Source organism: Pseudomonas sp. MH9.2 (assembly GCF_034353875.1).
Classification (GTDB): Bacteria; Pseudomonadota; Gammaproteobacteria; order Pseudomonadales; family Pseudomonadaceae; genus Aquipseudomonas.
This window is the reverse complement of record NZ_CP133784.1, coordinates 5,336,894-5,363,222: the sequence shown is the minus strand read 5'-3', so window position 1 is coordinate 5,363,222 and position 26,329 is coordinate 5,336,894. Positions and strand designations below refer to the sequence as shown.

At 48.8% G+C, this 26,329-nt stretch carries 19 protein-coding genes and 4 pseudogenes; all 23 read right to left on the bottom strand.

Annotation, left to right across the window (positions count from 1 at the left end; genetic code table 11):
- Positions 1-36: 36 nt before the first annotated feature.
- Positions 37-519: a glycosyltransferase gene (locus RHM55_RS26110; protein ID WP_369125022.1), complete on the bottom strand. Its 483-nt coding sequence runs from the start codon at positions 517-519 to the stop codon at positions 37-39.
- Positions 516-1,832, bottom strand: a complete 1,317-nt coding sequence (locus tag RHM55_RS24780; protein WP_322178763.1) for a glycosyltransferase — start codon at positions 1,830-1,832, stop codon at positions 516-518. The genes RHM55_RS26110 and RHM55_RS24780 overlap by 4 nt, the downstream gene beginning before the upstream one ends.
- Positions 1,832-2,758 carry a glycosyltransferase family 2 protein gene (locus RHM55_RS24775; protein WP_322178762.1) on the bottom strand — a complete coding sequence of 309 codons (927 nt, stop codon included), beginning with the start codon at positions 2,756-2,758 and terminating at the stop codon, positions 1,832-1,834. The genes RHM55_RS24780 and RHM55_RS24775 overlap by 1 nt, the downstream gene beginning before the upstream one ends.
- Before the next feature lie 70 nt (positions 2,759-2,828).
- A complete protein-coding gene (locus RHM55_RS24770) occupies positions 2,829-3,893 on the bottom strand; it encodes an acyltransferase (RefSeq protein ID WP_322178761.1) in 1,065 nt (354 codons plus the stop codon).
- A 311-nt stretch (positions 3,894-4,204) separates the two neighbouring features.
- Positions 4,205-5,074: an endonuclease/exonuclease/phosphatase family protein gene (locus RHM55_RS24765; RefSeq protein WP_322178760.1), complete on the bottom strand. Its 870-nt coding sequence runs from the start codon at positions 5,072-5,074 to the stop codon at positions 4,205-4,207.
- Positions 5,071-6,294 carry a hypothetical protein gene (locus RHM55_RS24760; RefSeq protein WP_322178759.1) on the bottom strand — a complete coding sequence of 408 codons (1,224 nt, stop codon included), beginning with the start codon at positions 6,292-6,294 and terminating at the stop codon, positions 5,071-5,073. The genes RHM55_RS24765 and RHM55_RS24760 overlap by 4 nt, the downstream gene beginning before the upstream one ends.
- A complete protein-coding gene (locus RHM55_RS24755) occupies positions 6,294-6,743 on the bottom strand; it encodes an acyltransferase (RefSeq protein ID WP_322178758.1) in 450 nt (149 codons plus the stop codon). Before RHM55_RS24755 ends, RHM55_RS24760 begins: the two co-directional genes overlap by 1 nt.
- 100 nt (positions 6,744-6,843) lie before the next feature.
- A complete protein-coding gene (locus RHM55_RS24750) occupies positions 6,844-8,175 on the bottom strand; it encodes a UDP-glucose/GDP-mannose dehydrogenase family protein (protein WP_322178757.1) in 1,332 nt (443 codons plus the stop codon).
- Positions 8,176-9,177: 1,002 nt separating this feature from the next.
- Positions 9,178-9,903 carry a tyrosine-protein phosphatase gene (locus tag RHM55_RS24745; RefSeq protein WP_322178756.1) on the bottom strand — a complete coding sequence of 242 codons (726 nt, stop codon included), beginning with the start codon at positions 9,901-9,903 and terminating at the stop codon, positions 9,178-9,180.
- Positions 9,904-10,039: 136 nt separating this feature from the next.
- Complete coding sequence (locus tag RHM55_RS24740) at positions 10,040-12,283, bottom strand: polysaccharide biosynthesis tyrosine autokinase (protein ID WP_322178755.1); 2,244 nt, start codon at positions 12,281-12,283, stop codon at positions 10,040-10,042.
- Between the two features lie 122 nt (positions 12,284-12,405).
- The gene (locus tag RHM55_RS24735; RefSeq protein WP_322178754.1) at positions 12,406-12,945 is read right to left on the bottom strand and encodes a polysaccharide biosynthesis/export family protein; all 540 of its coding nucleotides are present in this window, start codon (positions 12,943-12,945) and stop codon (positions 12,406-12,408) included.
- Between the two features lie 35 nt (positions 12,946-12,980).
- Complete coding sequence (locus RHM55_RS24730) at positions 12,981-14,171, bottom strand: outer membrane beta-barrel protein (protein WP_322178753.1); 1,191 nt, start codon at positions 14,169-14,171, stop codon at positions 12,981-12,983.
- 1,368 nt (positions 14,172-15,539) lie between these two features.
- Positions 15,540-16,401: pseudogene (locus RHM55_RS24725) on the bottom strand (IS630 family transposase); the annotation flags it as partial.
- A 40-nt stretch (positions 16,402-16,441) separates the two neighbouring features.
- Positions 16,442-18,000 (bottom strand): annotated as a pseudogene (locus RHM55_RS24720) (IS3 family transposase).
- 205 nt (positions 18,001-18,205) lie between these two features.
- Positions 18,206-19,039, bottom strand: coding sequence for a MinD/ParA family protein (locus tag RHM55_RS24715; RefSeq protein ID WP_322178752.1), 834 nt, complete (start codon positions 19,037-19,039; stop codon positions 18,206-18,208).
- A 74-nt stretch (positions 19,040-19,113) separates the two neighbouring features.
- Positions 19,114-20,505 carry an undecaprenyl-phosphate glucose phosphotransferase gene (locus tag RHM55_RS24710; protein ID WP_322178751.1) on the bottom strand — a complete coding sequence of 464 codons (1,392 nt, stop codon included), beginning with the start codon at positions 20,503-20,505 and terminating at the stop codon, positions 19,114-19,116.
- A 479-nt stretch (positions 20,506-20,984) separates the two neighbouring features.
- On the bottom strand, positions 20,985-21,134 hold the full coding sequence (locus RHM55_RS24705) for a hypothetical protein (protein ID WP_322178750.1): 150 nt from the start codon (positions 21,132-21,134) through the stop codon (positions 20,985-20,987).
- Positions 21,135-21,162: 28 nt separating this feature from the next.
- Positions 21,163-21,585, bottom strand: a pseudogene (locus RHM55_RS24700) (IS630 family transposase); the annotation flags it as partial.
- 236 nt (positions 21,586-21,821) lie between these two features.
- Positions 21,822-22,043: pseudogene (locus RHM55_RS24695) on the bottom strand (transposase domain-containing protein); the annotation flags it as partial.
- A 104-nt stretch (positions 22,044-22,147) separates the two neighbouring features.
- Positions 22,148-23,185, bottom strand: coding sequence for a group II intron reverse transcriptase (locus RHM55_RS24690; protein ID WP_322178749.1), 1,038 nt, complete (start codon positions 23,183-23,185; stop codon positions 22,148-22,150).
- Between the two features lie 188 nt (positions 23,186-23,373).
- Complete coding sequence (locus tag RHM55_RS24685; RefSeq protein ID WP_322178748.1) at positions 23,374-23,877, bottom strand: GNAT family N-acetyltransferase; 504 nt, start codon at positions 23,875-23,877, stop codon at positions 23,374-23,376.
- A 17-nt stretch (positions 23,878-23,894) separates the two neighbouring features.
- Complete coding sequence (locus RHM55_RS24680) at positions 23,895-24,857, bottom strand: NAD(P)-dependent oxidoreductase (protein WP_322178747.1); 963 nt, start codon at positions 24,855-24,857, stop codon at positions 23,895-23,897.
- Positions 24,858-24,960: 103 nt separating this feature from the next.
- Positions 24,961-26,325 carry a DUF1329 domain-containing protein gene (locus RHM55_RS24675; protein WP_322178746.1) on the bottom strand — a complete coding sequence of 455 codons (1,365 nt, stop codon included), beginning with the start codon at positions 26,323-26,325 and terminating at the stop codon, positions 24,961-24,963.
- Between the last annotated feature and the right edge of the window lie 4 nt (positions 26,326-26,329).

Below are 26,329 nucleotides of genomic sequence, written 5' to 3'. Positions count from 1 at the left end.
AATATTTCCGATAACTTTTTTTTATTCGGACAGTCTTTAAATCAGTAATTTCCGGATGTAATTAATTAGTGAGTCATCTGCTTGGGAGGCAAAAGACGTAGGCGAAGTCTTATAGGACGCGTGCCTGGCTGCTCCGATAACATCGGACAGTGAGGTATCACTGTCCGCAACATACAGGCCTGGTATATGCCTAAGCTTCGTCGCTGTGGCTATTTGGTGATCATTGCGATGTTCGCCGAAGCGAAACTCCCTAGGCATAATTACAATGGGCTTGCCCAGTGAAAGGCAGGAAATGATGCTGCCAATACCAGCATGCGCTACCACAAGCTCAGCGCGGTCAATAAGGCAATGCAATTCCTTGGGTGGAATAAATTCAGTAGCACGCCCTATCAAAGGGCGGTAACCGTTTAGGCCTACCTGAAATACAATATCACTGTGGCAAGTGCTTATGGCCCAACTCTCGACTCTCTTGATCAGCCGATCGAAGGGTAATTGTGTACCTACTGTTACCAGAATCAAAATACCCGACCCTCGAAATACGGGCCTTCAGGCCGCGCAAGTTCAGGCCACTGTGTCAGCCAGATATCAGCCCATTTGCCGACTTTTTTGCCTGCCAGGGAAAGTTCTTCGGCATTAGCAATGCTGTCGACCCAAACAGTTTTAGCGCCTATAAGATTGCCCCACAGAATTGCGAAGAAGCCTGGCGCCGCGCCCGTTGTAATCACTAGGTCAGGACGTATGCGCATCACTATCCAGAAAACCTGAATCCCCTGAATAATTAGCCGAGATCTGCTATCCATACTGGCGTCGATAACAGTAGAGAATTCATGTCCCGCAACCTGATGATGCAATTGCGGATCATTACAGACAAAAAATACATCCTGGTCCGCCCACACGCTCTGCAGACGCAACAGTTGCAACCAGTGTCCACCTTTGGACGATATGGCAAGTATTTTTTTCTTTTTTTCTTCGCCCTTGATTTTTGCGTTACCTCGGGAAGACTCATCCCTTTGCCATTTATAGGATGCTATTTTTTTGTAGTTTTTACGTGCCAAAATAAAGGCCGTGAAATTCACAGCCATGTATATCAATCGACTAACCAGTGCTATTTTTTTTTGAAATACCGGGCCGGTTGTATTTTTATTCTCAACAGCGTTATTTCTTTCTGATAACTGAATATTTCCTAGCTTACTGCGCGTCTTAACTTTGATTAATTCGCTAAAACTGCTCGGAGCTCGGACATAGGATTTGGCTTCGACCACACGAATTATATGACGGTTATCAATGATCCTCCGCACAAATCCATCGTCAGAAATAACAGCAGGAAACGTATGAAATAATAAGCGAGCGCTCTGATTCAGACCATACACGCCGCTGCCATAGCCATCAACTAGGCAATACTTACTATTCGACCATGCCTTATAATAATGCCTGACACTGAACGATGAGTCTACGGTCCTTGTCACGGCTAATGGCGCAACAAGTGCAGGCGCGGACTCAATAGCAAGGCGTTCTATAAGCGTCAATATAGATGCGTGGCTTATCAAAACATCCGCATCGACATAAATTCGCGGATAGCCGGACGCCTCTTGATCGGCAAGATTTAACGCGTTTATCTTGGAAGGTTCTCGGCTACTCAGACATAACACCCCTGCATACTGCTGAGCAATAGCTAGCGTACGATCAGTGCAGGCGTTACAACTGACAATAATTTGATAATCCTGTTCCCAGTTTGCTGCTGTCAAACCGTCAAGCAAGGTGCCTATATTTGCTTCTTCATTATAGGCAGGAATGATGACTGCCGGCCGACGATTAGCTGTTGATACCTTCATCAAAACTTCCAACCTTTCTGTATTTTTAAAAAATCAACCCAGAGCTGTTTCTTTGAAATGGTTGACGACTTAAATACGGCTAAAGCGGAGAATATAACAATCCGAAAATGAGTTGCCAGACGAACCAAGAGTTTGGCAACTTTGAATTTATGCTTCCCCCAATACTTTTGGGAGTACTTAAGTTTATGGTAATAGAGGTAATTCAATTTATTGATACTGTTCAGCGTCTGACTGCCATGGTGTATAATTTTCGCTGTTGTGGTCGATAATGGCTTGGCGCCCATTTCGCGTGCGCGGCGGCAAAGATCTATTTCTTCACTGTACATAAAAAAACGCGGATCAAATCCATTCAGTTTTTTCAATAGGCCAGTATCAATCAGAAAGAAACAGCCCGATATTGCATCGGCTTGAATATACTTATCTTTGGCTTTCAGTTTGTACCCGTCCGGTATCGACCACCCTAATTTCTTCAAAAGCACATCAATAAATAGAGCCCAGCAGGCAATTCCAAGCAACGTTGGTTCACGCCAGGCGCCTTTGCCATCATCAAGGCCTTGAGCATCAAGTGCTCGGCCCCCCCAGATCAGCGCATAGGAATGATGCACCGAAAATTCCAGTAAGTTTCGGATACTGTCAGGATAGAGGTTTACATCAGGGTTCAATAACAAGGTTTTAGGTGCTGATAGATACTCCATAGCTAGATTACAGCCAGCGCCAAAACCTAGATTATTACCGGACTCAATAATTTTCATGTCGATGCCTTCAATGGCCCTCAACCGTTCAACTGAGTCATCAGCAGAAGCATTATCAACCACAATAAAACGAATTTTATGTAATGGATAAGAACCTTTACGGATATCTTCAATAACCAGCGCGATATCAACACCACAGTTGTAACATACGCTGACAATATCAATTCGTTGCATATCGATCCCCTCACAGCATGGCTACACCTTATAGAGGGAATATCCCCCAGTGCAGTGGCCGAATATTTTCTTAAACTGTTTGAATACTGGGCTTGCGCTTAAGTTGTATGCATTTCTCCTCTATTAATCGCCATGAAACAAAAGCAAGAGGGGCCGTCAACGCCAACGAAACACTGAACATTATGCCCGGTGTAATATTTACGAACTTCAAAATCAATAGCTGCTGTATTGGAAATGAATAGATGTAAATCCCATAAGATATATCATCTTTCATTTTCAACCTGGATACCCAGCTCACCTGACAATATGCGATATAGATAATCAAATAAGGAAGTGATACATAGTACACGATCAAAAATAACGATTGAGAGTAGCACCCTGCGGCAACTAACAATGCGAACAACAACAACGCTACCTTGCTGGAGACCCTAATGAAACTCTTATATATTTGGAGTAACACGCCACAAAAAAATACTGCAGCCAAACGAACGTTATGATTGATTTGCTCACCCTGCGCATTGTAATACATCAGTGTCGCCATGCTCGTAATTACGATGATCCAGACCACCCACTTCAATTGATCAGTACTTTGCCTCTTAAGCAATCCGAGCGTAAACCAAAGCACCGCCAGCAATAAATACATGCGAATTTCAATAGGCAACGACCAAAGGGAGCCATTAACAGCAAATGAATACGGTATATTTTCAAAAACCCCCGGCAATGAATAACTGGCATTGAAAATTAAAATCGCATTTTTTATCAGATACTTCCACGTCCCCCATTCCGAAAAATAATAACGCCCAGGCAACGCACTTACCAGCGGACCAAAAACTAAAACTGTGAGTAACAACATGACCCACAGTCCAGGAAATACACGTAGCGCTCGAGCCCAAAGAAATTCCCGAATTGAGCTACGCCGAAACAAACTACCCGAGATTAGGAAACCACTGGCTATAAAGAAAACATCCACCGCTAGATGTCCAAGACTGATACCCAATACGTAAGTTAGCGGCTCTGACGCTGGGTCACCAGAAACCAATACATAACTATGACTAAAGACTACCGAGCAGGCCGCGAGCATGCGTATAAGATTGAAATTATTGTCGGTACCTGGTGCGATATTAATGCTGCCCATTATAATATCCTGGATATTGTCCGATAACAGGCACATCTCCTGACGTCTGCAAAAAAGCACAGTACGTAGAATTTAGTGTTTATCGGTATGAATTTGTGCCTTCATACAGCGGCTCAATGAATTATTTGGAAACATACAAGCACGGTTTGAACTAGTGCCTACTACGAAAACCGGATCACTTATAGTTATGCCGCGCAGCTCACATGCGGATCATTTTATATTATTGAATATACGGCATATACGGTCTGCATCTACCGGCTACAGACAAGGTCGATGTTCTACTACTCGACAGTCAAAGCCAGCATTACACATCAATCTAGTTTAGTGCGTAACATGGCATGCACGGGGTGATGATCGCTGCCATAGTACTTACCCAGAACGTCACCACTTATCAACTTCATGTTTTTCACATAAATATCATCGATAGACACAAAAGGAAAAAGAAATCCATAGCTCCTGTATTTTGTAGGGAACGTTGCTAGCCAACCACTCCCCGCGTCATGCAGAGCGCTACTAAAGTTGAGGCTAGGTAACTTACCGCGCCAATAGTTATTCTGAGTCGAGTTAAAATCACCAGCTATTACGATTTTCCCTTGTTGATTGTTTTCTATACTTTGAAAAACGCCAGCAAAAAATTTATTGTACAGAGCTAGATTACTTGAGTATTTGGGCGCATGTAGATTATAGACTTGAAGTGTATTATCAGGATCAATCTGCAATGTTACCCGCTGCACATTTTTTAGATGAATACTTTCAACTGCAGGAAATCGACTTAGGACGACTGTCGACTTTCCAGGCTGATAATAACAGAAATAACCCGGGTAATTTTTCAATACATCTAACATTAACTTCTGATCCTGCAATTCCTGCACAGCAACTATGTCGTAACCCCCTTTTAGCATCTCGGCCAACAGCATCCCAACCTGAGGATTACTGCTGCGCACGGAAACAGACACCACACTAATGTCTGTTATTGATCCCGCTTGGACAGGTTTTAATATCGGCGATAAAAATCCGCTCATATTGACTACATAAGCGCTCCCCATCCCTAACAACCAGACTGCTGTTTTTTTATACCTGCCACGGGCCAAACTAATGCCAGCGGCGAAAAAAAATATAATCGCCCATATCTGCTCCATCAGTAAATTTAGAAACGCCATCCATAACGAATTTTCCATCATATGTTCAACTTTCCTGTCTCCGTCGATTTTTTGGAGACAAATGAGTTGAAGAACCCCATGGTCAAGTACAGCATCAACTGTGCACGATCAAAATAATCGACAGTGAACGCACCCAATATGAAAGAACAGATAGCTATAAAAAAACAAAAATACAACCACTCACGTGTAACCTGAAACGCCTGCCAATAGGCTTTGAGTGAAAGTATAAAAAAAACCGACAACGCAATCAATGCCGGAATCCCACTTTTCAACATAACCGTTAACCAATAGCTATCAATACTGGCCGCCATCCAGTATGGCCGAGCCCACTCATTAAACCCTATTCCAAATATTGGGTTTCTTAACACCTCCATTGAGGCAAATTGCCATTGCATATAACGAGCAAATGCAGTGTCTGTGTTGAGCGACGTTAGTTGTATCAGTAATTGGATCGGCCCCTGATTTGAAGCAAAGGATAAAAATATAAAAATGAACCCGCTCAGAATGACTGCCAACTTAAAGACACTTGGAAAATACCGAGTACTCTTCTGCATCAAAAACAGCACCAACAACATCAACAACATCAACAAACCTGCCGAAGTCACGGACGTAATTATGGCAGTCAATATCGCAAAACAAAATAGAACTATCAAAGGCAGATTGTATAACCTGAACAACAGGCCAATGTACATCACGGATATGACAGAGTACAAAATAGGGTGAGCGAACACAGTGCCTGCTCGGTGTAATCCATGCCTGAAGTAAGATTCACCTAAGTACGCATCTACTTTTGTATCTGCTATCGTTGCAAATAATACATGAAGAGAACGATACCCACTCAGCGATTCTACTATCGCGAAAGGCACCAGCAATAAAAACATCGTCATAATCAGCGTAATGCATCCGCGGAGCTTATGGATATTCCCGCCAACTTGCAGCCCTATCCAATAGCTGACAAACACTTCCAATATTAGAATAAGTGCGGATTGCACACCCGCCGCATTATGGACATATATATAACTTATGGCAGACAAACCGCAAAAAATCACCAGCGCCAACTCTTTTCGGTCGTATTTATGATTCATCATTTTCGAAGCTAAAAGAAGCGCAGCTGCTATCAAAAACAACCTATAGGCTTCAATCCTGACCGGTCCTATTAACCAGTTAAGTTCAGCCGGTATAAATATAAGCAATATATAGACTAAACAGATTAGCGGTGCTTTCGCACGTATCCTTTTCATTAAAAAGCTTCTTCAGTTTTTTTTAGGATGCCTAGCTTACCTGTTTTGATATCCGTTTTTATAATCTTAGCCGGATTCCCTGCAACCACCACATTGCTACCCACCGAGCGAGTAACTACTGACCCTGAGCCAATAATGACCGAGTCACCAATTTCAACTCCGGGCATGATAATCGCATTACCACCGACAAAGCAGTTCTTGCCTATGCGTACTGACGCATTTTTGTTGCGGCACATGTCATGGGTCAAAATAACAGCACCAAAAGCAATGTAAGAGCCTGAGCCTATATAAATCCCTTTGGGATTGGTCAGATCAAGCTTTGCCTTTAACGATATGCGAGCATCCGATGCGATATGCATGCCATACAGGGTGTTTAGATATTTAACTCGCAAGCTCAGTATCCAGTGCCTGAATGTCACATGATAAAACCATGCAATTTTTCGCTTCATTTTTTAATCCGCCTATTTTTCCAGCGAAGCCATAGATAGATATATATATATATATATCTATGAACAAGACTTCTCAATATCAAAATTTTATATCAGACGGCTATAATTTCTTGCGCCCCACCGAATAATAACCGAGTCCTTTCTCAGCCATTTTATGTGGATCGAATAAGTTTCTTCCATCAAAGATGATGGGCGTCTTGAGCAACGTTTTGATCACATCGAAGTCCGGAGCTTTGAACGCAGACCAGTCGGTAACTATGACTAGCGCATCAGCGCCAAGTAGCGCCGACTCCTTGGTACCACATAGTCTAAGGTCATCGCGGTTGCCATAAATACGCTGAGTTTCTTCCATAGCCTCCGGATCGAAAGCCTGAACCCTCGCGCCGGCGTGCCACAGTGCTTCCATAAGAACTCTGCTTGCTGCCTCGCGCATGTCGTCTGTATTGGGTTTAAAGCTAAGGCCCCAAAGGGCAAAGGTCTTGCCATGTAGGCCACCGGCAAAATGCTTATGGATCTTGCTGAACAACGTGGTCTTCTGCTGATTATTGCGACTCTCTACCGCTTTCAAAAGCGTTGCGTCGAAGTCAATGCTGTCGGCAGTGCGGATCAGTGCCTGGACATCCTTGGGAAAGCAGGATCCACCGTATCCAGCGCCAGCATAGATGAAATGGTAGCCAATGCGCGGATCAGAGCCTATGCCCTGGCGAACCATCTCGATGTCGGCGCCTAGTATTTCTGCCAAGTTGGCCAGCTCGTTCATAAAACTAATCTTGGTGGCGAGCATGCAATTGGCCGCATACTTAGTCAGCTCTGCGCTACGTACATCCATGACGATGATCTTTTCATGGTTGCGATTGAAGGGCGCGTAAAGCTCGCGCATCAACGCTTCGCTTTCCGCACTGGATGTACCTATGACAATACGGTCTGGACGCATGCAGTCGGCCACGGCAGAGCCTTCCTTGAGAAATTCCGGGTTGGAGATCACATCAAAACTCAGATCGTTGCGGCCGCGTTGGTTCAAAGTCTCTTTTACTCGGGTAACGACTTTATCTGCAGTGCCTACAGGTACCGTGGACTTATTGATGATTATCTGCGGTCCTTGCATGTTAAGCCCTATGGTCTCGGCCACCGCTAGTACGTACTTTAGGTCCGCAGAGCCATCCTCATCAGGCGGCGTTCCTACGGCAATAAACTGTACTTCGCCATGGGCTACCCCTGCCGCAGCATCGGTGGTGAAACACAGGCGGCCACTGGCGAGATTTTCTTTGACCAAGGCTTCCACGCCTGGTTCGTATATAGGAATGATTCCACGCTTGAGGCGTTCAACCTTATCACCATCGACATCCACGCACACAACATCATGGCCTACTTCCGCCAGCACAGCACCCTGGACTAGGCCTACATAACCAATGCCGAAAACAGTAACTCTCATGTCAATTTCCTTTGAGCGTGGTGCGCGCAGCAACACATGGGATATCTGAAGCTAGATTTATAAAGAAAGCCGCATGATCAAATGATATGCAATACTCTTGGCTGCACAGTCTATGATCTAGAAGATAAACATATTTGAACGTGTAACACTAAATTTTCACAGTACCGCGAAAGCGGTATTGCTCCCGTCTTACGTGGGACGCCGCCTGCTTGCTTTAGAGATATACGTTGCAACACTGTTTAAGGGGGCTTCTGTTGTACAATGCGCTAGCTGTCCAATCAATTTCGACCGTTTGATAACCTCCTGGATCTATGGCTGCGTACAATGAATAGGGCCCGGCTGATGCAAAGGTTACGTGGCGCTAGGTCTATCTGAGCTAAACCTGGCACCACATCGCTCTCTGCCAACTCGCGCTCAACCTAGATACCCATAAACCTAGAAACATCGTCATGCTTACGGGATGGTCGAACGCCTGAAAACTGCGTTTTCTGTGAGCAAAGCATGCGATTTCGGATCGGTTGGCTCGCACTAGCAGCACGGTACTAAATTCCACTAACCCAGCATTGCGCGTAGGCGCTATCTACAGCCGCCTATAGAAACACGGAATATTTTTTCCAGCTTTGGATGCTGCCTAGAGGGCTATACATATCAGGGTATCAGCGTACGGCCTCTAATGCTGCGCAATGGCCTATCTGCCAAGCCGTGAATAATATGCGCAAATGGTCTGGGCCCGCTAGTGTGCAGTGTCAGAATAAAGTCATTTTTCATCTTGGCTTTTCTTCATAAAAATCAGATGGATATGACCGCCTCACGGGAACGTTTATTTCGAGATAGCACACTAGTTAAGGCAAGCCATTCCTTTAAAGCCGACTAAACCATCATCATGCGTCTGCCAAGCATGCCTCCCAAACACAAGTCAAACATTAATACCACCGACGCTATTTTTTTGATGCAAGGCATCACACGCTACGCTTTTGCGCAACCTACGCAGAAATAAAACTCTTACAAAAAAAGCGACTGAGCGATAGCCCACGGTGTAGCACATACCAAATCATGGGCTTTAGTATCACCAATTATCTGGGCGACTTGGTGCATCCCCTCATACAGCAATGGAGGACGGTGCTGTAAGTTGTGCGCATCGCTTGCCATAATGCTCACCATATCCGCTTTCAGCAGTGTATGGACAAATGTCTGAACAGTGGGGCCAAAGTGACCGGTTACCGCTCCAGCGGTAACCTGTAGCAGGCAGCCCTGCTGTACAAACCCCTTGAGCCTACTAGGAGTTCGCAAAATGCCTTTATTGCGCTCGGGATGAGCCAGCATCGGTGTGATATTTCGTTTTACAAGCCAATCAATCATCCGCTCTGCGCCAAAGGGTATTTCGCCATGTGGAAGTTCCAGTAATAACACACGACGCCCCTCAAAATCACCCAGAAAAGGGACAGCGTTGAGGTTTATACCAATAGTCAATTCTATTCCAAAACGAACTTCTGCTGCTGTCGCTACCCGCAGTTTTATATGCGCCTTCTTGAGGCCATTCACGAATGAACTCTTCGACGCCTCAATACTCTCTAAACTGTTGGAGTAACGACCCGGGTGCATATGTGGCGTGCAAACCATATGGGTTACTCCATCCGATACCGCAATCTGTGCAAGTGCCAGCGCTGTTTCAAGATCAGGCGCCCCGTCGTCGATACCGGGGAGTAGATGGTTATGCAAATCGATCATCGCATACTCAATTCCTAGCACGTTAGCAGGAGAAGTTTAACACCGCCGCTCATGAGTATTTACGGCTGACCATCATAAAATACGTATATTATTTTCCGCATTAATCTGTCAGATCGAAACAACCCAAAGACCGAATTTATGTAATATCGCTACTGTAGTCGTAGTAATGCCCTTCATTTATATATCCATATTTTTCAGATTTTTTGATATCGACCTGACTGAGCACTATCCCGGTAACGGGCGCGTTGTTCTGCAGCAGTTGACCGATGCCTTTCTCTACCAACGAAATCGAAGTTGAAGCGTACTTGACAACATAGATAACGGCATCGACGTAGGTCGATAGGACCATAGCGTCAATTACCGCTTGGGTCGGAGGCGAGTCGATAATAATGCGATCATAGCCACTCATGAGGTCTTCAATCGTCTTATCGAAATGCGAAGAAGACAGCAACTCCAGCGGATTTGGTGGCACTGTACCTGCGCAGAGAACGTCTATACCGTCCACAACCTTGATGCACTCTTCCCTGCTAGCAGTACCAGCAATCAGGTTAGCCAAGCCAGGCGTACCAACGGCGAACTCAAAGTTCTTGGCCACGCTCGGGCGACGCAGATCAGCATCGATCAATAGCACTTTTTCCAAGCTACCAAAGGCGTAGGCTAAATTTATTGCCACCGTGCTCTTACCTTCGTCCGGAATAGCAGAAGTGACAAGCAGCACCTTGCGTCCGTGTTCGCTACCGGCCAGTACAATGCTGGTACGGATTGTTCGGACTGACTCAGAAAAGCCCTTATCTTTGTCACTGTGGAACATCCGAGCCATATCAATGCGAGTGAACGACTTGAGAAGTGGCAAAATCCCCAACACCGGAATATTCAGCTGGCTTTCCACCTGCTCCCTACTTTTGAAAGTATTGTTCAGCAACTCTAGGATTATGACCAAGCCAGCACCAGCACAAAGAGAAAGCAAAGCTGCGATCACGACTATCAGAGATTTTCTTGGTTTGATTGGCTCGGTGGGTACCACGGCCTGATCTACTATTCGAGCATTCGCGCTGTCCAGGTCTGATATAGCGTCGGCCTCCTTAAGACGATTCATAAACGTGTCGTAAAGCGCCCGATTGTCATCCACCTCTCGTTGTAGTTCACGCAATTTGAATTCTTTCCGGGAGATGCCCTGAATAGCAGTACGATTTTCATTGAATGAGCTTTGCAGGGAGTTCTGGTTGGTCAACGCCAGTTGATAGTTGCGCTCGATACCGGCAACCACCTGCTGGACTTGTCCACGCAAACTTGCATTAGCGGCATTTAGGTCTGAACGCGCAGCATCCATAGCTGGGTGGCGGTCGCCATATCGACGCGACAACTCATCTACCTTAGCCTGCGCGCGAGCCTGTTCAGCCTTGAACTGCTGAATCAGCGGATGACCAAGTACAGCAGGCACACTCGCTAAGCGTTCCCAATTATTTCCCATGACTTGCACCTGGCGCCACTGGCTTTCGGCTTCGGCGCGCTGGCTCCTGGCATTAATCATCCGCTCGCCAGTCAAGGAGAGTTCGTTTGCGCTGATAGTGCCTACCCCGCCCATATCAACCAAATTTTCGGATTCTCGATAGTCCTGTAAACGCTGTTCAGAACTCTTCAACTGAATGCGTAACTCACCTAGACGGTTGTTCATCCAACCTGTCGCCGACGTGGACGCCCGGGTATTTGCTTCCAATTGATCTTCGATAAAACCATTGGCTAGGGCATTAGCGGCGCGAGCAGCGATAAGCGGATCGGCCATATCCACTTCAATGGTCACTAACTGACTTCGCCCTTGAGGTGAGACGACAATCCCCTTGCGAAAGGCCTGGGTTACACCATCGAAGATTTGCTCTGGTGTAGCATCCAAGACTGCGGTCTGGCGGGGCGCAACCTGACCGTCTGACGAGCTTAGATGTAATAAAGTACGAAAATCCAGCTTGCCCAGCAAGCCACGGAAATCTAGCAGTGTTTTTTGCTGCTGGCGCGGGTCGAACAATGGATTATGAGTTAGGTCCAACTCACGCACTACCCGCTCGGCGAGAAAACGCGACTTGAGCAGTTCCAGTTGAGTCTCTAAAAAGCCAAGGCCAGCACCGTCCACACCATAGATCTGCTCGATAGATACCACTTTGGTGTTTTTTTGCTGAATCAGCAGGGTGGCGGCTGCATGGTACGTTGGCGTCTGAACTAGTACCACCAAGCTGGTCGCCAAGCTGACAATCAGGCCCAGGCTAAGGATACTCCATTTGCGATGCCATACAGCCATGAGCAGCTTGACCATGTCCATAGGCTTCTCGTCGTCCTCCAGACCTTGGGCAATCTGATTGTGCTCGATAAGCTGGCTTTTACTTTTCATGTATGGAGAAACTCTGAAGTTGTATATGAGAAAACTCTGGTACGCACCTCAAGGGTGGCCAGTTCTGCGCAGGGCTCCGTTGATTTAAAGCACTGCGTAGTTCCCTAATTAGCGACAGCGCCTTAGAAAAACCCTGAATCAATGATGATGCTGTCCCCGGGCATGACAGAAGTGTCAAGACTGGCGCTTTCAGTTTTACGATCCATACCCGTATCACGAATGATACTTATGCGGTTGGTAGATGCCCGTTCTGTTAGCCCGCCCGCCAGAGCCACCGCACGACGGAGCGTCAGACCAGGCTGGAATTGGTAGCCACCCGGGACCTTTACCTCGCCGCTGATAAAAAATTCGCGGTACTTCAATACGCTGACTGTAACCCGCGGATCAACGAGATAGTCACCCTTAAGCTTGTCGATAATCATCTGTTCGATATTGGTGGTGGTTTTTCCTTGGGCCCTGATTTCGCCAATGAAGGGATAGGAAAATGTGCCCGTTCCAGTCAGCCGTACTTCGTCAAAGCTCAAATCCTTTTCGCCAAAAACATGGATGCTAATAACATCTCCAGATGCCAGCTGGTACTGGGGTGTTCCTTCAGCAAACGTAAAACCGCAGTGCAACACCAGCATTCCCAGCAACAGAATGAAAAACCTATGAATGGCCATGTACGTATTTACTCTTGAATAGCACGCTTATTGTCTTAGAGGCTGGCGGTGAAGCTGATTGAGAAAATATTGCGCTCGTAGCTTTTGCCCCAGAGGCTGGAATCATTTTTCAGTAATTGGTAGCCAACCCCTACATCCAGCCAACGACGCATTTCATAAGTCAAACCCAGCCCAAAATTGGACTCTTGGTCGCTGCGACTGACATCTTGGTATTGCTTTTCAATGTAGCTGTAGCTCACCTCGGATGTCAGCCTATCAAGCCACTGATTTTTCCACTCCAGTCTTGTGCGTTTAGTCTCAATAGACGATGCAGCGACAGTGACGTTGCTATCATCGTTCTCTTGTATGGCTCTGAGAGTCGACAGGTTGAACGTGGAGTAAATGCCCGGATGCCAGCTGACTAACGCTTCCCAAAGAGAACCGCTTCTAGGACTAAGACTGGAATCGTCGAAGCGTTTGCGCTCCGCACCGAACTTGAAAGTACCAGATATTTTTGCTGAGACATCCCAAACCAAGCCGCCAAGCAGTCCAATATCATTGCTATTTAGAGCGGTATTTGAAATATAATCGTAATTGGTATCTCTGGCTTCAAACAGTACGCGTGTTTTGGGCCCCACGCGATAATAGAAAATACTACCAAGCGACGTTGTATTGCGTTCTAGGCTAGAGCTCAGATCACCACTGTTATGATAGCGAAGCTGCTCGTAGTTACCGAAAAAATCGACCTGCATAAGAGAACTCTGCGGGACCCCATAGCTATAAAGTCCTCCGACATTGGCAGTGCTGAATTTATCATTCTCGAGGCTGTATTTATTCACATTTTGCGACGCTGTATCTTCAACCCTATGGTAGCCAGCACCTAGCTGTAGGCGATTATGTGCATCGAACTCATAGTTTGCATCAGCCATTAAATGATGGTCTGTATGATCGGCCGAAGGGCTGGAATGAAAAATGTTACTTTCCGCTGAATAACTCAGAATGTAGTCGCTCTTAGCATTTTCGGCATCCAGCACGAAGGTTGGCGTTATCCCAGTAATCCACGACGACTGCTTACCATTTTGAACAGCCCTGAAGTTATCATCATACCTCTCAGCAACTTTAAGACTCGGGGTAAACATTACCCCTTCAAATAATTTTATACTTTGCGGATCAAGTGCCCAGGCACTGTTGCACAGCGCAGCTGAAACCCCCGCCACAAATAGACATTTAGCAGACTTAATGTGCATAAATAACTCCATCGTACTACTTCGTGATTTCGATAATAGACCCGGAAACTATGTATCAACCTGAAGCACCGACATCGATATTTATTCAACCCACGGCTAATGTCTGGCATTCTGGAGAGAGTCGCTTTCGACATCAATCGCTTATCCGTGTAGCAATTGCAAGCCCCTCAAATTGCTACACTACCCACATACCGCAAAGACGTTAACCCTAATTATGACTTTTGCAGCGACACCAGTAACGCAGCAGTTTGATCCAGAGAAACAGTTCTGTCGCAACTATGCTTTCGAAATCTATGCTCAACGCTCTGGCAATAATAGCTGCAACATCCTCGACGTTTGCCGACTAGCCTGACGATCACTTTATCCAATATGTGACTATTTACGGAGGTAATGGAATTCACTTCGGTTGCATTCGTTTGCACACCTGCGCGCTGTAAACCACTCATTTTATTAAGTTCTGACCTGCAAAAACTGAACGATTCTCAAATGCAGCCCCAAACAAAAGGTGGTCCGAGTTTTGAGCACAACCAGCGCCTTTATTACATCGTGCACTAAAACCTATATCTTACCTTCTTATCCACAAAAGAATTATAGTTTTATCTGGCTGCAGCTAATCATGTGGGTGTCGGAAAATTAATGGGTTCGCCATCGGAAATGCTACCGCCCCAGGATTCCTATTAGGCCCTGATGCTATTTGCTGAAAATTGGCAATCCCATAAAAAAATGCGCAGTAAACTGCCAACTAAAGCAGTTCAAGAAAATTGCTTACGAATTCTTTCTACTTGGATTATCACTGACTGAATCGTTCAAAAAACGAAGAAATTTCTCTATCCATTGTAGGAATTTTCTTTAATTGCTCCCTCCCTGGCCTAGCCATGGCTGGCGCATTGCGGTGCTCATATGCAAATTTGGATTTTGGAAGGCTGGCTAGTGTACAGAGCCGATTTTGCCCACTAACCAAATGGCACCCCGCGCTTTGGGGAGCATGCCAACACGACGCCAGAACATGACCAACCCGACGGCCAATAAACGGCCAGCACTATCTTAAGAGTCCTTAGCTCGTGGTTTGTTGGCCTCTGGATGCTGCCTGCACGATCCATACTTTGGGCTCCAGCGGAGCACGCCAAGACGGGACTCGGTGACCTGCTCGAGTAATCGACGGGCCGTGTTTATAGGAAGGGCGGATTTGAGTCCGCGGCCGGGCTTGTCGAGCAGGCCTTCTAGACGTAGCGTCTGAAAACGTTGGCACCAACAGGTAATCGTAGGGGTGTTACATCAGTTGGCCATCGGTTTCCACACTCAAACAACCCTGGGCTGCCAGCAGGATACTTGCGCGCGACGACCTCCGCGCTGACTGATGTTGGGCAAGCTTAGACGGCGGCTCAGTTCGCGAACCGAACTGAAACTGCCGTCACGCAGGGACACCGTGATATCGCGAAAGAAGCGTTCAACCCTGTTCATCCACGAACTGGAGGTCGGAGTGAAGTGCATGTTGAAGCATTTGTGCTTCTCAAGCCACGCCTTTACTTTTGGATGCTTGTGCGTGGCATAGTTGTCGGCGATCAAATGCAGCTGAAGATGCTTGAGCGTTTCGCGATTGATCTTCTTGAGAAACTCCAGCCATTCCTGATGCCGGTCTTGGCGCTCAATGGAACTGATCAAGCGTCCCTGAAGATAATCCAGCACAGTGAACAAGGTTGCGTTGCCATGGCGGACATAGTCGTGCAATTACGTGCGCAATTGCACGACTCCCAAAAGCAGTCCGGGCTGGGTGCGCTCCAAGGCCTGGACCTGGTTTTTCATCGCAACGGAGCACCAATGCCTTATCCGGCGGATCCAGATACAGCCCAATGACGTCCCAACATTTTTCTTCGAAGTTTGGATCGTTGGACAGCTTGAAGGTGCGTGTCAGGTGCGGTTTTATGTCGTTGGCGACCCATATCCGCTGGACGCTGGCCGGTGAAATGCCAGCGACTCGAGCCATGCTTCGACAGCTCCAGCGGGGCTGACCGATACGCGGCTGAGTAACTTGCTCAAGGGTTCGTTTCACTTCGGCCGGCAGGGATGGCTTCCGACCTCGTCCGGGCAGGCCCACCAGGACTTGCAGACGCAGCTCTTGAAAGCGCTTGCACCAGCGGGTGACTGAAACAACGGAGAGAGCGGTCAACTGGGCAATCTCGTTACGAGAATAACATTGAGCGACTAGCAAAATCACCTGCACGCGACGACCGTACGGCGTTTTGCAAGGTAGTTGTCGCGTCAGCTGTGTTTTATGCGGCTATTTTCAGTGTCGGTAACTCTCTTTCCGGATTGAGTGTGACCGCGCAGATGGGCTGCCAATTGCGTGTCGCACCTGACCAGCGATGTGGATGTTGATTACGAGCTTGCTGATAAAGGGCATGACGCTTGGCCAAGATCTCTTGATCATCGCCTCGATGACGCTGCGCCGGGGTCACGAAGCGGATGCGGATGCGGCTGTGGCGGTGTTGGTGGTTGTACCAACTGATAAAATCGCGCACCCAGCTGCGTGCCGCGTCCAAATCTGCAAAACCACCAGTAGGCCATTGCGGGCAATATTTCAGGGTTCTAAACAGCGATTCTGAGTAGGGATTATCTTTACTCACCCGTGGTCGCCCTCGTGACGGGGTGATGCCGAGTTCGTACAGTTTGCTCAGCAGCGTCACCGATTTCATCGGTGCGCCGTTGTCCGAGTGCAGCACCAAGGGCCGTCCGGCGCAGCGTTCGGTGAGCACGGTGCGCTGCATCAGTTCGGCCGCCAGCTCGCCACTTTCTTGCTCGTAAACCTCCCAGCCCACGGCCTTTCGGCTGTAGATGTCCTCGATCAAATACAGATAGTAGTACTTCCCACGCACTGGCGATGGAAGGTAGGTAATGTACCAAGACCAGACCTTATTGGCTGTGGCTGCGCTGTAAGTCGTCGGCGCAGCATGTTTGTGCGGCGCATGGCTGCGGCCACGTCGGTGCTACTGATCAGCCTTCTTGAGGACGCGGTAAAAGGTCGCTTCTGAGGCCAGGTAACGGCCTTGGTCGGCCAGTATCGGCACGATCTGGCTCGGCGGCAGGCTGACGAATGGCGGGCTGTTACAGACATCCAAAATAGCGCAACGCTCCTGCTCGCTCAGGGCATTGAGTGGTCGCGGGCGTAACGTGGTGGTGCGCACATCGGCCTGCATCACAGGCGTCAGCGCCCAGCGTTGCAGGCTGCGCAGCGACAGCCCGATTTCTTCGCTGGCAATCGTTTTGCGCGCACCAGAAGCCACAGCATGGTTATAACGTTCAACGAGTTGTTGCCGTTCTGGCAGCGAGGTTAGACGTCCTCGTTGTCGTTTCCCCAGAAGGCATTCATCTTTTTTCGCAGTACCAGGATCACGGCGGTTTCTGCCAGCGCCTTATCTTTACGCCGCAGCTCGCGCTCCAACTCGGCGATACGTTTTTTGTCGGCACGTGCCTGCTCTCGCTCGGCCTGGCGTTGTGCCTGAGCTGACAGCTGGCCACTGATGCAGGCCTGTCGCCAAGCGCTGATTTGCTCCGGGTACAAACCCTTGCTGCGACAGTATTCGCTGAGTTCGATCTCGCTCAACGTGGCCGTGTGCAACACAGCTGCGAACTTGGCTTCAGCCGACCAGTTATCGGCACTGCTTTTATCTCCGGGCACCACTGCGCCTCCTGCTTTGAGCTTGGTTCGCCAAGCATACAGGGTGGCTTGAGAGATGCCTTCTTGACGCGACAACTCGGCCACGGACATGTTTTGAGGGGGCAGCAATTTGTTGATAAGGGCCGCTTTACGCTCAGGTGAATAGCTCGACATTACAGCTCTCTTTGACGCCCCCGATCTATCGTTGAAAGGCCCTTTCCAGGCGTCTTGCCAACATGAAAGCTACATCACGTCAAAGCTCTCAGCAGCCTTACATAGCCAGATACGCAGTAAAGTCAGAATAGGAAATAAAATACATAAATTTAAGCTGTTCTATCAAAGATTTCCAACTGAAAGCTAGTATTTGCTATGGAACCGTTTACGTCAAAGCTCGTACGCCACTCTGATCAACTAACCGTTCAATAAAGAACTCGACCCCTCCACTCGGTGAGCTCTCTAAAGGCCAGCGATTAACTTTTTGTGCGAGTGCATTGAATCCCAAGGCTGCTTTGGAACGCGGGGAAATTTCACTTAGCGCACGCTGACGCCTAAGTGCATTAACAACGCATTCATCATAGATCACAGCGCCAGCATAATGCAATGCCGCGTCAAGATAGGCATCTGTCATTTTGGTTAATGTATTGAATAGATTGATGCCTTCTTGCTGACTCCGCACCATATTAGCCAATATCCGAAACCGAACAATACTATAGTCCCTATTTAGTATTCTTATAAATGCGTAGGCGTTCGTGATAGAGGCTGGCTCGTTGCACACAACTACCAGAACCTCCCGTGCTGCCCGGACGAAGTTAACGACTAGATCACCTATTCCAGATGCGGTGTCAATCACTAACACATCAATATCGTCATCAAGGTCGCTGAAGGCTTGGATCAGCCCACCGTGCTGCGTGGTCGTTAGATTCATCATACTCTGATTGCCTGAGGCAGCAGGTATGATACGAATTCCACTAGGCCCTCGAAGCAATATGTCACGCAGTTCACAGCGACCTTCGACTACGTCGACAAGAGTGACTTCGGGGTTAAGACCAAGCGAACAGTCAATATTTGACAGTCCAAAATCAGCATCCAGTAAGACTACGCGCTTGCCGAGCTTGGACAGCGCCAGTGACAAATTTATAGAAACAGTAGTCTTGCCAACACCGCCTTTACCACTGGTGACGGCGATAACCTGTACAGGGCGCATATTATTCATCGTGCTCTCGTTCTATTCAATTTAGTAACTGCAAGCTCTACTGAAATCAATTGACATAAGAAACCCTGACGGCACTAATAAATATTCTTCGACAATAAGGTGAGGGGGGTCTTCATCAGAATTTTTATATCAAGCCATAATGACCAGTTGTTGATGTAATACAGGTCGATCTCGACACGCTTTTGCATTTTATCGATTGTTTCAGTTTCCCCCCTGCAACCGCTGATCTGGGCCAGACCGGTAATACCGGGCTTGATACGGTGGCGTGTCATGTAGGCGCGAATTTTTCCAGTATAGTAGTCATTGTGGGCGATGGCATGTGGACGTGGCCCAACTAGCGCCATATGGCCTTGCAGAACATTGAAAAACTGAGGCAATTCATCGAGAGATGTACGCCGTATAAATTGGCCCACCGCTGTAATGCGTGAATCATTACGGCTGGCCTGTCGGACATGCTGGTCGTCATGTAGCCGCATTGAACGAAATTTCCAAACATTGATAATCTTTCCGTTCCAGCCATGGCGCTCTTGCTTGAAAATAACCGGCCCCTCAGAGGACAGTTTAACGGCAATGGCAATCAGTAACAGGAGTGGACTCAGGACGATAAGGGCAGCAAGTGCTAAACCATGATCCAACAAAGCCTTACTCAAGGCCGCCGTCGGGTAGCTGGTCAGGGGGCTTTCATTGAGGTGAATGGCAGGCAAGCCATCCAGTTCGCTTACCGAATGATTAAGGAGCGTCATGCTGTTCAGATCTGGAACCCAGACGACGTCAACATTTAAATCAAGAAGATCAATATACAAGGCCTCGATGCGCTGCACTTCGCTTAACGAAAGGGCAATATACAAGCACCGAACACCATGACTATTTATTAGTGCGCGCAACTCATCTAGCTGGCTTACTACGAAGGTGGGTATCGAACCACTTAGCTCTGTAGGTACCAAACTAACAAGACCAACCAAGGTAAGGTGCTCATGCTTAGACAGCGTGCCGGCCAACTTTAATGCAAGCGCGTTATTCCCTATGATCAACGTTTTATGCTGGCGATTTAATTGCCGATGGTAATATCCGGATAGGTAGTGAATTGGAACATATAGCAATATCTGCACGCACAAACCCAGCAGCGACCATACTATTATGATTTCCAGTGAAAACAAGTCACTCGTATTACTCAGCAAACCGATGCTTGCCAAACCGAGTAACGTAACCAGCCAACCCAGCGAAAGCCTGCATAACCCATTTAAGTGATGATGTTTTTTATGATACACATGGAGCAGAGAATAGCACGGCACAGACCCCAGCAGCGTCAGGGCTGCAAGTACGCGGTATTGAGAATTTACGGCCCCCGTTTGATAATAAGCAAGGATAAACAACAGTGCAATGACAACGGACATCGCAGTGGTCCACTGCCCCCAGAATGTGAACCCCTTAGCTACCAATTTTCGGTTTATACGAGTGTGTACCAAAGCGCAAGTCCTATTGTGTTGTTACCTGCTCATCTATGCATGACAACCAACCTGTATTGATGGCTGACGCAACCCACTCACCTTATATGCATAATAAAAATAAGGCTGTAACCGACTATATAATGCGCTGATCTATCTATTTTTCGAGCGATAATGGCAGACTATTTATAACGATAGGCCTTGGATTTTCAGTCATTGTTAGTATGAAAATACTGTCAGTATCAAACCGGAAATTTTCGATATGCAAATGCTACGAAAATTTGTGTTGAGGGCTCCCGAAGCTCAGGGGGGGGGTAGTCATGCTGACGTATCGATAGGAGCATTGTGCAGGCCGACAAGTCTACTAGCCCTGATGGAGTCCGCTGACGAGGCCCTCATCTGAAAATTGAGTTGATGATTTGCCCATAGCTCAAACTCCCGGCCAGGTTTACCTCGTCACGGCCTGACCTATTTCGCCATCACGTAGCTACGCCTTCTATTTATAAGTTTTTTTCAATACCCTTCGGGGCATGCCGTAAAGAGTTCGGGCCGATATTGGGAGCCTTTACCAGTAATGCCCAAACGATTTTTGCGAGTTTATTGACCACCACCACCACCACCACCACGTTATAAGGTCGCCTGGCAATCATCGAACGGGCACCATAGTGGCCTGAGCGGTTAGTCCATTAATTTATTTTTTATCACGCTCAGCTTCGCCTTGTGTACCGAGCTAATGATGGCCTCAGCCGTTTTATTCCACTTGAACGGCTTGGCTGAATGCTCATTGTGAGCCTCGATAAATTGTCGGATAGCCGCCCTCAGGTCGGCGACGCTGGTGAAGGCGGCCCGGTACAACGCTCGTCTTTCCAGCTGCGCAAACCAACCTTCCACGGCGTTCAGCCAAGACGCGCTGGTCGGTGTGAAGTGCAATTTGAAACGCGGGTGCTTTTCCAGCCACTGCTTGATTGCAGCAGTTTTATGGGTCGAACTGTTATCCAGAATCACATGCAGATCCAGTCCGGCTGGCGTGCTGCGGTCAATCTGTTGCAGAAAAGCCAGAAACTCCTCGGCTCGATGGCGCTGGGTAATCCGTCCGATGATGGCCTGGTGGAGTGAGCATATCCAGAAGGCGGCCACCGCCAGCCTGTTAGCATATGCGATCAATCAAACCAAGGACCGCAACGTCGTGCCGATACGCTAAAGGTCTCCCGGATAGCTCCGGCACTGGGATGCCACCCAGCGTGATCAGCGGCAGGCTCATCCATTGCTTCAGAATCGAGTAGGAGGCGAATTTACACCCGCCGTCCGTATGCGTCCGGGCATCCCGTCTTGCGCAATTAAAGCGGACGCCATTTATGCGGTAGCAGCTCTTCAATCTCACTCGCCCGTTGCGTCGGCAGGCGCGTAAGGACGCCCTTCAAATAAGCATACGGATCATGCCCATTGAGCCGCGCCGATTGGATCAAACTCATGATCGCCGCTGCCCGTTTGCCGCTGCGCAGCGAGCCCGCAAACAGCCAATTCTTGCGACCTAGCGCCCACGGCCGAATCTGGTTGTCGGGTAGTCAGACGCGGTTACCCGCGTCCAACCCCCTAAGAACCGTGCATGCGAGTTTCCCAGCACACGGCTCAAGCCTCTACAAAGGCACTGTTAAGTACCCGGCTATACCTCTTGAACATTGGCGTACTGCTGATCTCTGGGGCAACGCAGGTGATAGATCTCAAGATTGACTGCGGCGTCCGTTCCCCCGTCGGCCAACTTTACGATGTGGCGACTATGCCACGGCGTATCTTTGGTAACGGGCTTATGACAAACAGAACATAGACCGCCTTGCTGTCGCCAGACGCGATAAAGCTTCGCTCGTCCCTTCGTTGATTTGAGCATTTTCTTGCCCCATCGGAACTCGAAATACTCATCCCAATGGGGGTCATGCGAGTTGGCAGCAGACTTGATCTTGATGTGCCGCACTATCGGCGTATCCGATTCTTTCAGTAAGGTGTATTCCCTTACCTTACCGTCTGCGGATTTTTCAACGGTGGTGAACACCCAGCGGCGCGATCCTCGGACTTTAAAATACCTGTCCTTGACCCACCGTGTTCCTTTGCGCGGATGTCGTCTCACCGCCCAGCGCCAGAGCATTATCCAGACTTCGCTATCCACCTGATTGAAGACTTTCTTGGCGACCACGTGGCTGTGATAGTTCGCCCATCCCCGTAAAATCGGATTGAGCAGCCTGATCAAATTGACCTGTTTGATCGCCTTGTTGGTCTTGATCACTTCCCGGAGCTTGGCTAGGTGAGCGCTGATATTTGCTTTCGATGGCTTGATCAGGAGCTTTCCGTTGTACTTGCGCAAGTTCCATCCGAGGAAGTCGAACCCGTCCTCTATGTGCGTTATTTTGGTTTTTTCCGCAGAGAGGACAAGTCCACGCTCTGCCAGAAACTCAACCAAAGCGGGCCTGACTTCATTCTCCAGCCATTCTTTCGAACAGCCAGTGATGATGAAATCATCTGCATAACGCACCACGCGCATCTTTCGGCCTGTCCACTTTGCATTGGGAAGTTTCTTCGCCAGCATCGCTTCCAAACCATCCAAGGTCATGTTGGCCAACACCGGAGAAATAACGCCGGCAACAACAGAGCAAACTCTCGGATAAAATGGGGGCTGCGCATTGCCAGGGACAGTTTCGCCCCAAGGCATGCAGGATGCCCCCACGTCGAAATTGTTCTCGTCATTGAGGGCATTACCCCCACTGATGGGAGACTTCAGTCATGAGCCGAAAGTCGCGTATCTGGCATATTCGTCTGGCTTTTGAGCCAAATCGGTTCTCTTGTGAGCAGCTCGAGAGGGCCTACGAGCAGCTTAAGCCGACAGAATCGCGGGCTTCCTCAGAATTGTCGCCATCCCAGCCCTCTGTGACAAAGCCTCGTGCTGCCAAGCGAGGTGAGCAATGAGCGAGACTGTGATGGTGGCGCTCTACGCCCGCGTGTCCTCTGACCAACACGCTCCATCACCACAAAATCCCTGCCGTTTTCGCTGAATACTTGCCCATTACTGGTCATACCCAAACATTGGTAATGACGTACCCTCTCTTTCCTCGCGTTGCACCATATCGTGGTGATTTTTTTGCGCTGCAACTCGGTCATGACATAAGCCAACAATCTCTCGGTCAAGCCCTGGCCTTGATGGCTTGGAAGGGTGGCGAGCTTTCTGAACTGTACTCTGTCGGACTGGATGAACACCGACATCACACTGATCAGCACACCCCCCTCGAATAAACCGTAGTGTGTGCCCGCGCCTTCAGCGTGGGCCACAACACCCGCAATACCTTGGTCATACCAAGTCACCGCGTTGATCACCGTCAGGGTTTGCTCGGCGCTTATCTCTCGCATTGAGATATTCATTGCTATCAAGAAAGCGCAGACAGACCGTTTTCTTGACGCGTTAGGGCTATCAACTCTCGATAACCGTCCTCCAGCGTTCGGTGCTGGATATCCAGCTCGCGCTCCATGCGGCTGCTGTCGATGGCGGGAACCGGCATTGCAGGCGCGCGTTCATTGAAGCTGATCTGCATCCCGGGCATCAGCGATCGGCCGATATCCGCAAGCTCCCCGAACGAAACATAACGCCCACCAATCTGGTAAACCTCATGCGGCAACGTCGGCGCCAATAACGCCTTGGCAAACACTTCAGCAATGTCATCGACATGGGCCAGTACGATGTGTTGCTCAGATGAATAGGGGAAGTTAACTGGTAACCCCATGCCGCCCTGCGTACCTATCAGATTCACCCCGCGCGCGCCCACTTTGACACCCGGTCCATACACACCGGGAATACGAAAACTGACGATGTCTGTCTTCAATAGACGGTTGTATTCGTGGGCCAGGTGCTCACACAAGTGCTTGCCGATCCCATAAGTCGTAGAAGGCAATGCCGGTGATTCTTCGGTGATGGGGCCAGGAATCGTCCACGGTTTTTCCAGCCCATGGTATTGCACTGAACTGGGGAACACGACGCGTTTGACACCCGCCAGCCTGGCCGCCTCAAACAGATGAAAGGTGCCGGTATTCATGATCATTTGCTGCTTATATAACTGATCGGCTTGCTCTGGCCGTTCACTGACACCGCGCTCTTGGGCCGAGAAAAACACCATGTGCGCGATACGATCAATCTTGTACTCACTGAGCGTGGCAGCAATCGAGTCGTAGTCCGTTATATCACCGACGACCATACCGATTTTGCTAGCGAGATCACCCAGCCTGCCGGGTGAATCCTTTAGCTCAAGACACACCACCTCCTCGCCCCGTTCCACCAGATTCTTGATGACGCTGGCGCCAATAAAGCCCTTACCACCTGTTACCAAAATAGCCATGCTATCTCTCCTTCTTTCTATAAGTAGCTTAAATACGCGCGGGTGATCACTCGCTAACACGGGCGCCACAGACAGGGCGCCCCGTCAAAGCATCAAACAGTTGTCAACGAACGCCATCGCTGCGCAGCGCGTTGGGCGAAAAATCGTTGGCCGAGGTTTTTAAGCCATACTGAACCGAGTTTTTTTCCTCGTTGTTCATGCCAATGGCGATATAGCGGCCGGCGACCAAGTCACACAACGCCTCAAGCGCGTAAATCGGCACTTGCTTGTCGTACTGGGTGTACGACTGAGCCTCGCCGACACGCCACAACTGTCCACGCCCGTCGTAAAGATCCGATTCGGCGATTTGCCACGTGTCCTCATCCAGGTAAAAGCGACGCTTACCATAGATGTTGCGATCACTCGGTTTCAGGGTCGCCTCCACTTCCCATATCCGGTGCAGTTCGTAACGAGTCAGGTCCTGGTTGATATGCCCTGCCTTGAGAATGTCGGCGTACTTCACCTTGGGCGAAGCCAGGCGAAAATTGTTGTAGGGGATGTAAACCTCTCGCTTGCCGATCAGTTTCCAGTCGTATCGATCAGGTGCGCCGTTGAACATATCGAGGTTGTCTGAAGTTCGCAGGCCATCGGCGGCAGTGCCTGGACTGTCATAACCAATTTGTGGCGCCCGACGAACCCGACGCTGGCCAGCGTTGTAGACCCAGGCCATACGCGGCACCTTCACCTGGTCGATGGTTTCGTGGACCAGCGAAACGCCTCCGGCCAGACGCGCCGGGGACGTTATTTTTTGCTTATAGAGATAGAGGATGTTTTTCGCCATTTCCGGATCAAGATCAGGAAGGCTTTCAGGCATTGCCACTTCATCTTCAAAAGTGACCAATTGGTAATCGCCGCCGGCTTGCGGCGTTGCCTGCACAATGCTGCGTTTGAGGGACCCACCGCGATAACGGGTGATGTGATTCCAGATCACTTCAAGTCCGTTTTGCGGAATCGGGAACGCGTAATAGCGACTGTCCGTGAAGTTACTGAGGCCACTGCCACCTTCGAGAAGCCCTGTTTTGGCGGCACTGATTTTGGCGGCATCATAGATTTTCTGGGGTAGAGCAGCCGTTCGATGGGTCACGAATATCGGCAGGTGATAAGTCTGCGGATAGCGTTGAAACATCGCCAACTGGCCGGCGGTAAGCTTGTCTTTGTATTGCAGGGCGTTTTGCGCCGTGATGGTGAACAGCGGTTTTTCATTGGGAAACGGATCGCCCACAAAACCGTCGGTGACCGGCGCCGCGTTGAGCGGCAAGCCACCGGTCCAGGCGGGAATGCTGCCATCGGAATTGCCGGCTTTTTCCGCGCCGATGGGTGTCAGTGTGGTGCCCAGCTTTGCGACTTCACTGGCAGGAACGGCAGCCATTGCGCTACTGGCGACCAGCGTCAGTGCGCTGAGCATTTTTATTGTTGTGTGCAGGTGCATATGC

Bases quoted from the DNA above. Each gene is read 5' to 3' on its own strand.
- RHM55_RS24780 (WP_322178763.1), bottom strand. From the start codon at position 1,832: ATGAAGGTATCAACAGCTAATCGTCGGCCGGCAGTCATCATTCCTGCC.
- RHM55_RS24775 (WP_322178762.1), bottom strand. From the start codon at position 2,758: ATGCAACGAATTGATATTGTCAGCGTATGTTACAACTGTGGTGTTGAT.
- RHM55_RS24770 (WP_322178761.1), bottom strand. From the start codon at position 3,893: ATGGGCAGCATTAATATCGCACCAGGTACCGACAATAATTTCAATCTT.
- RHM55_RS24765 (WP_322178760.1), bottom strand. From the start codon at position 5,074: ATGATGGAAAATTCGTTATGGATGGCGTTTCTAAATTTACTGATGGAG.
- RHM55_RS24760 (WP_322178759.1), bottom strand. From the start codon at position 6,294: ATGAAAAGGATACGTGCGAAAGCACCGCTAATCTGTTTAGTCTATATA.
- RHM55_RS24755 (WP_322178758.1), bottom strand. From the start codon at position 6,743: ATGAAGCGAAAAATTGCATGGTTTTATCATGTGACATTCAGGCACTGG.
- RHM55_RS24750 (WP_322178757.1), bottom strand. From the start codon at position 8,175: ATGAGAGTTACTGTTTTCGGCATTGGTTATGTAGGCCTAGTCCAGGGT.
- RHM55_RS24745 (WP_322178756.1), bottom strand. From the start codon at position 9,903: ATGATCGATTTGCATAACCATCTACTCCCCGGTATCGACGACGGGGCG.
- RHM55_RS24740 (WP_322178755.1), bottom strand. From the start codon at position 12,283: ATGAAAAGTAAAAGCCAGCTTATCGAGCACAATCAGATTGCCCAAGGT.
- RHM55_RS24735 (WP_322178754.1), bottom strand. From the start codon at position 12,945: ATGGCCATTCATAGGTTTTTCATTCTGTTGCTGGGAATGCTGGTGTTG.
- RHM55_RS24730 (WP_322178753.1), bottom strand. From the start codon at position 14,171: ATGCACATTAAGTCTGCTAAATGTCTATTTGTGGCGGGGGTTTCAGCT.
- RHM55_RS24715 (WP_322178752.1), bottom strand. From the start codon at position 19,039: ATGAATAATATGCGCCCTGTACAGGTTATCGCCGTCACCAGTGGTAAA.
- RHM55_RS24705 (WP_322178750.1), bottom strand. From the start codon at position 21,134: ATGATTGCCAGGCGACCTTATAACGTGGTGGTGGTGGTGGTGGTGGTC.
- RHM55_RS24690 (WP_322178749.1), bottom strand. From the start codon at position 23,185: ATGCCTTGGGGCGAAACTGTCCCTGGCAATGCGCAGCCCCCATTTTAT.
- RHM55_RS24685 (WP_322178748.1), bottom strand. From the start codon at position 23,877: ATGCGAGAGATAAGCGCCGAGCAAACCCTGACGGTGATCAACGCGGTG.
- RHM55_RS24680 (WP_322178747.1), bottom strand. From the start codon at position 24,857: ATGGCTATTTTGGTAACAGGTGGTAAGGGCTTTATTGGCGCCAGCGTC.
- RHM55_RS24675 (WP_322178746.1), bottom strand. From the start codon at position 26,325: ATGCACCTGCACACAACAATAAAAATGCTCAGCGCACTGACGCTGGTC.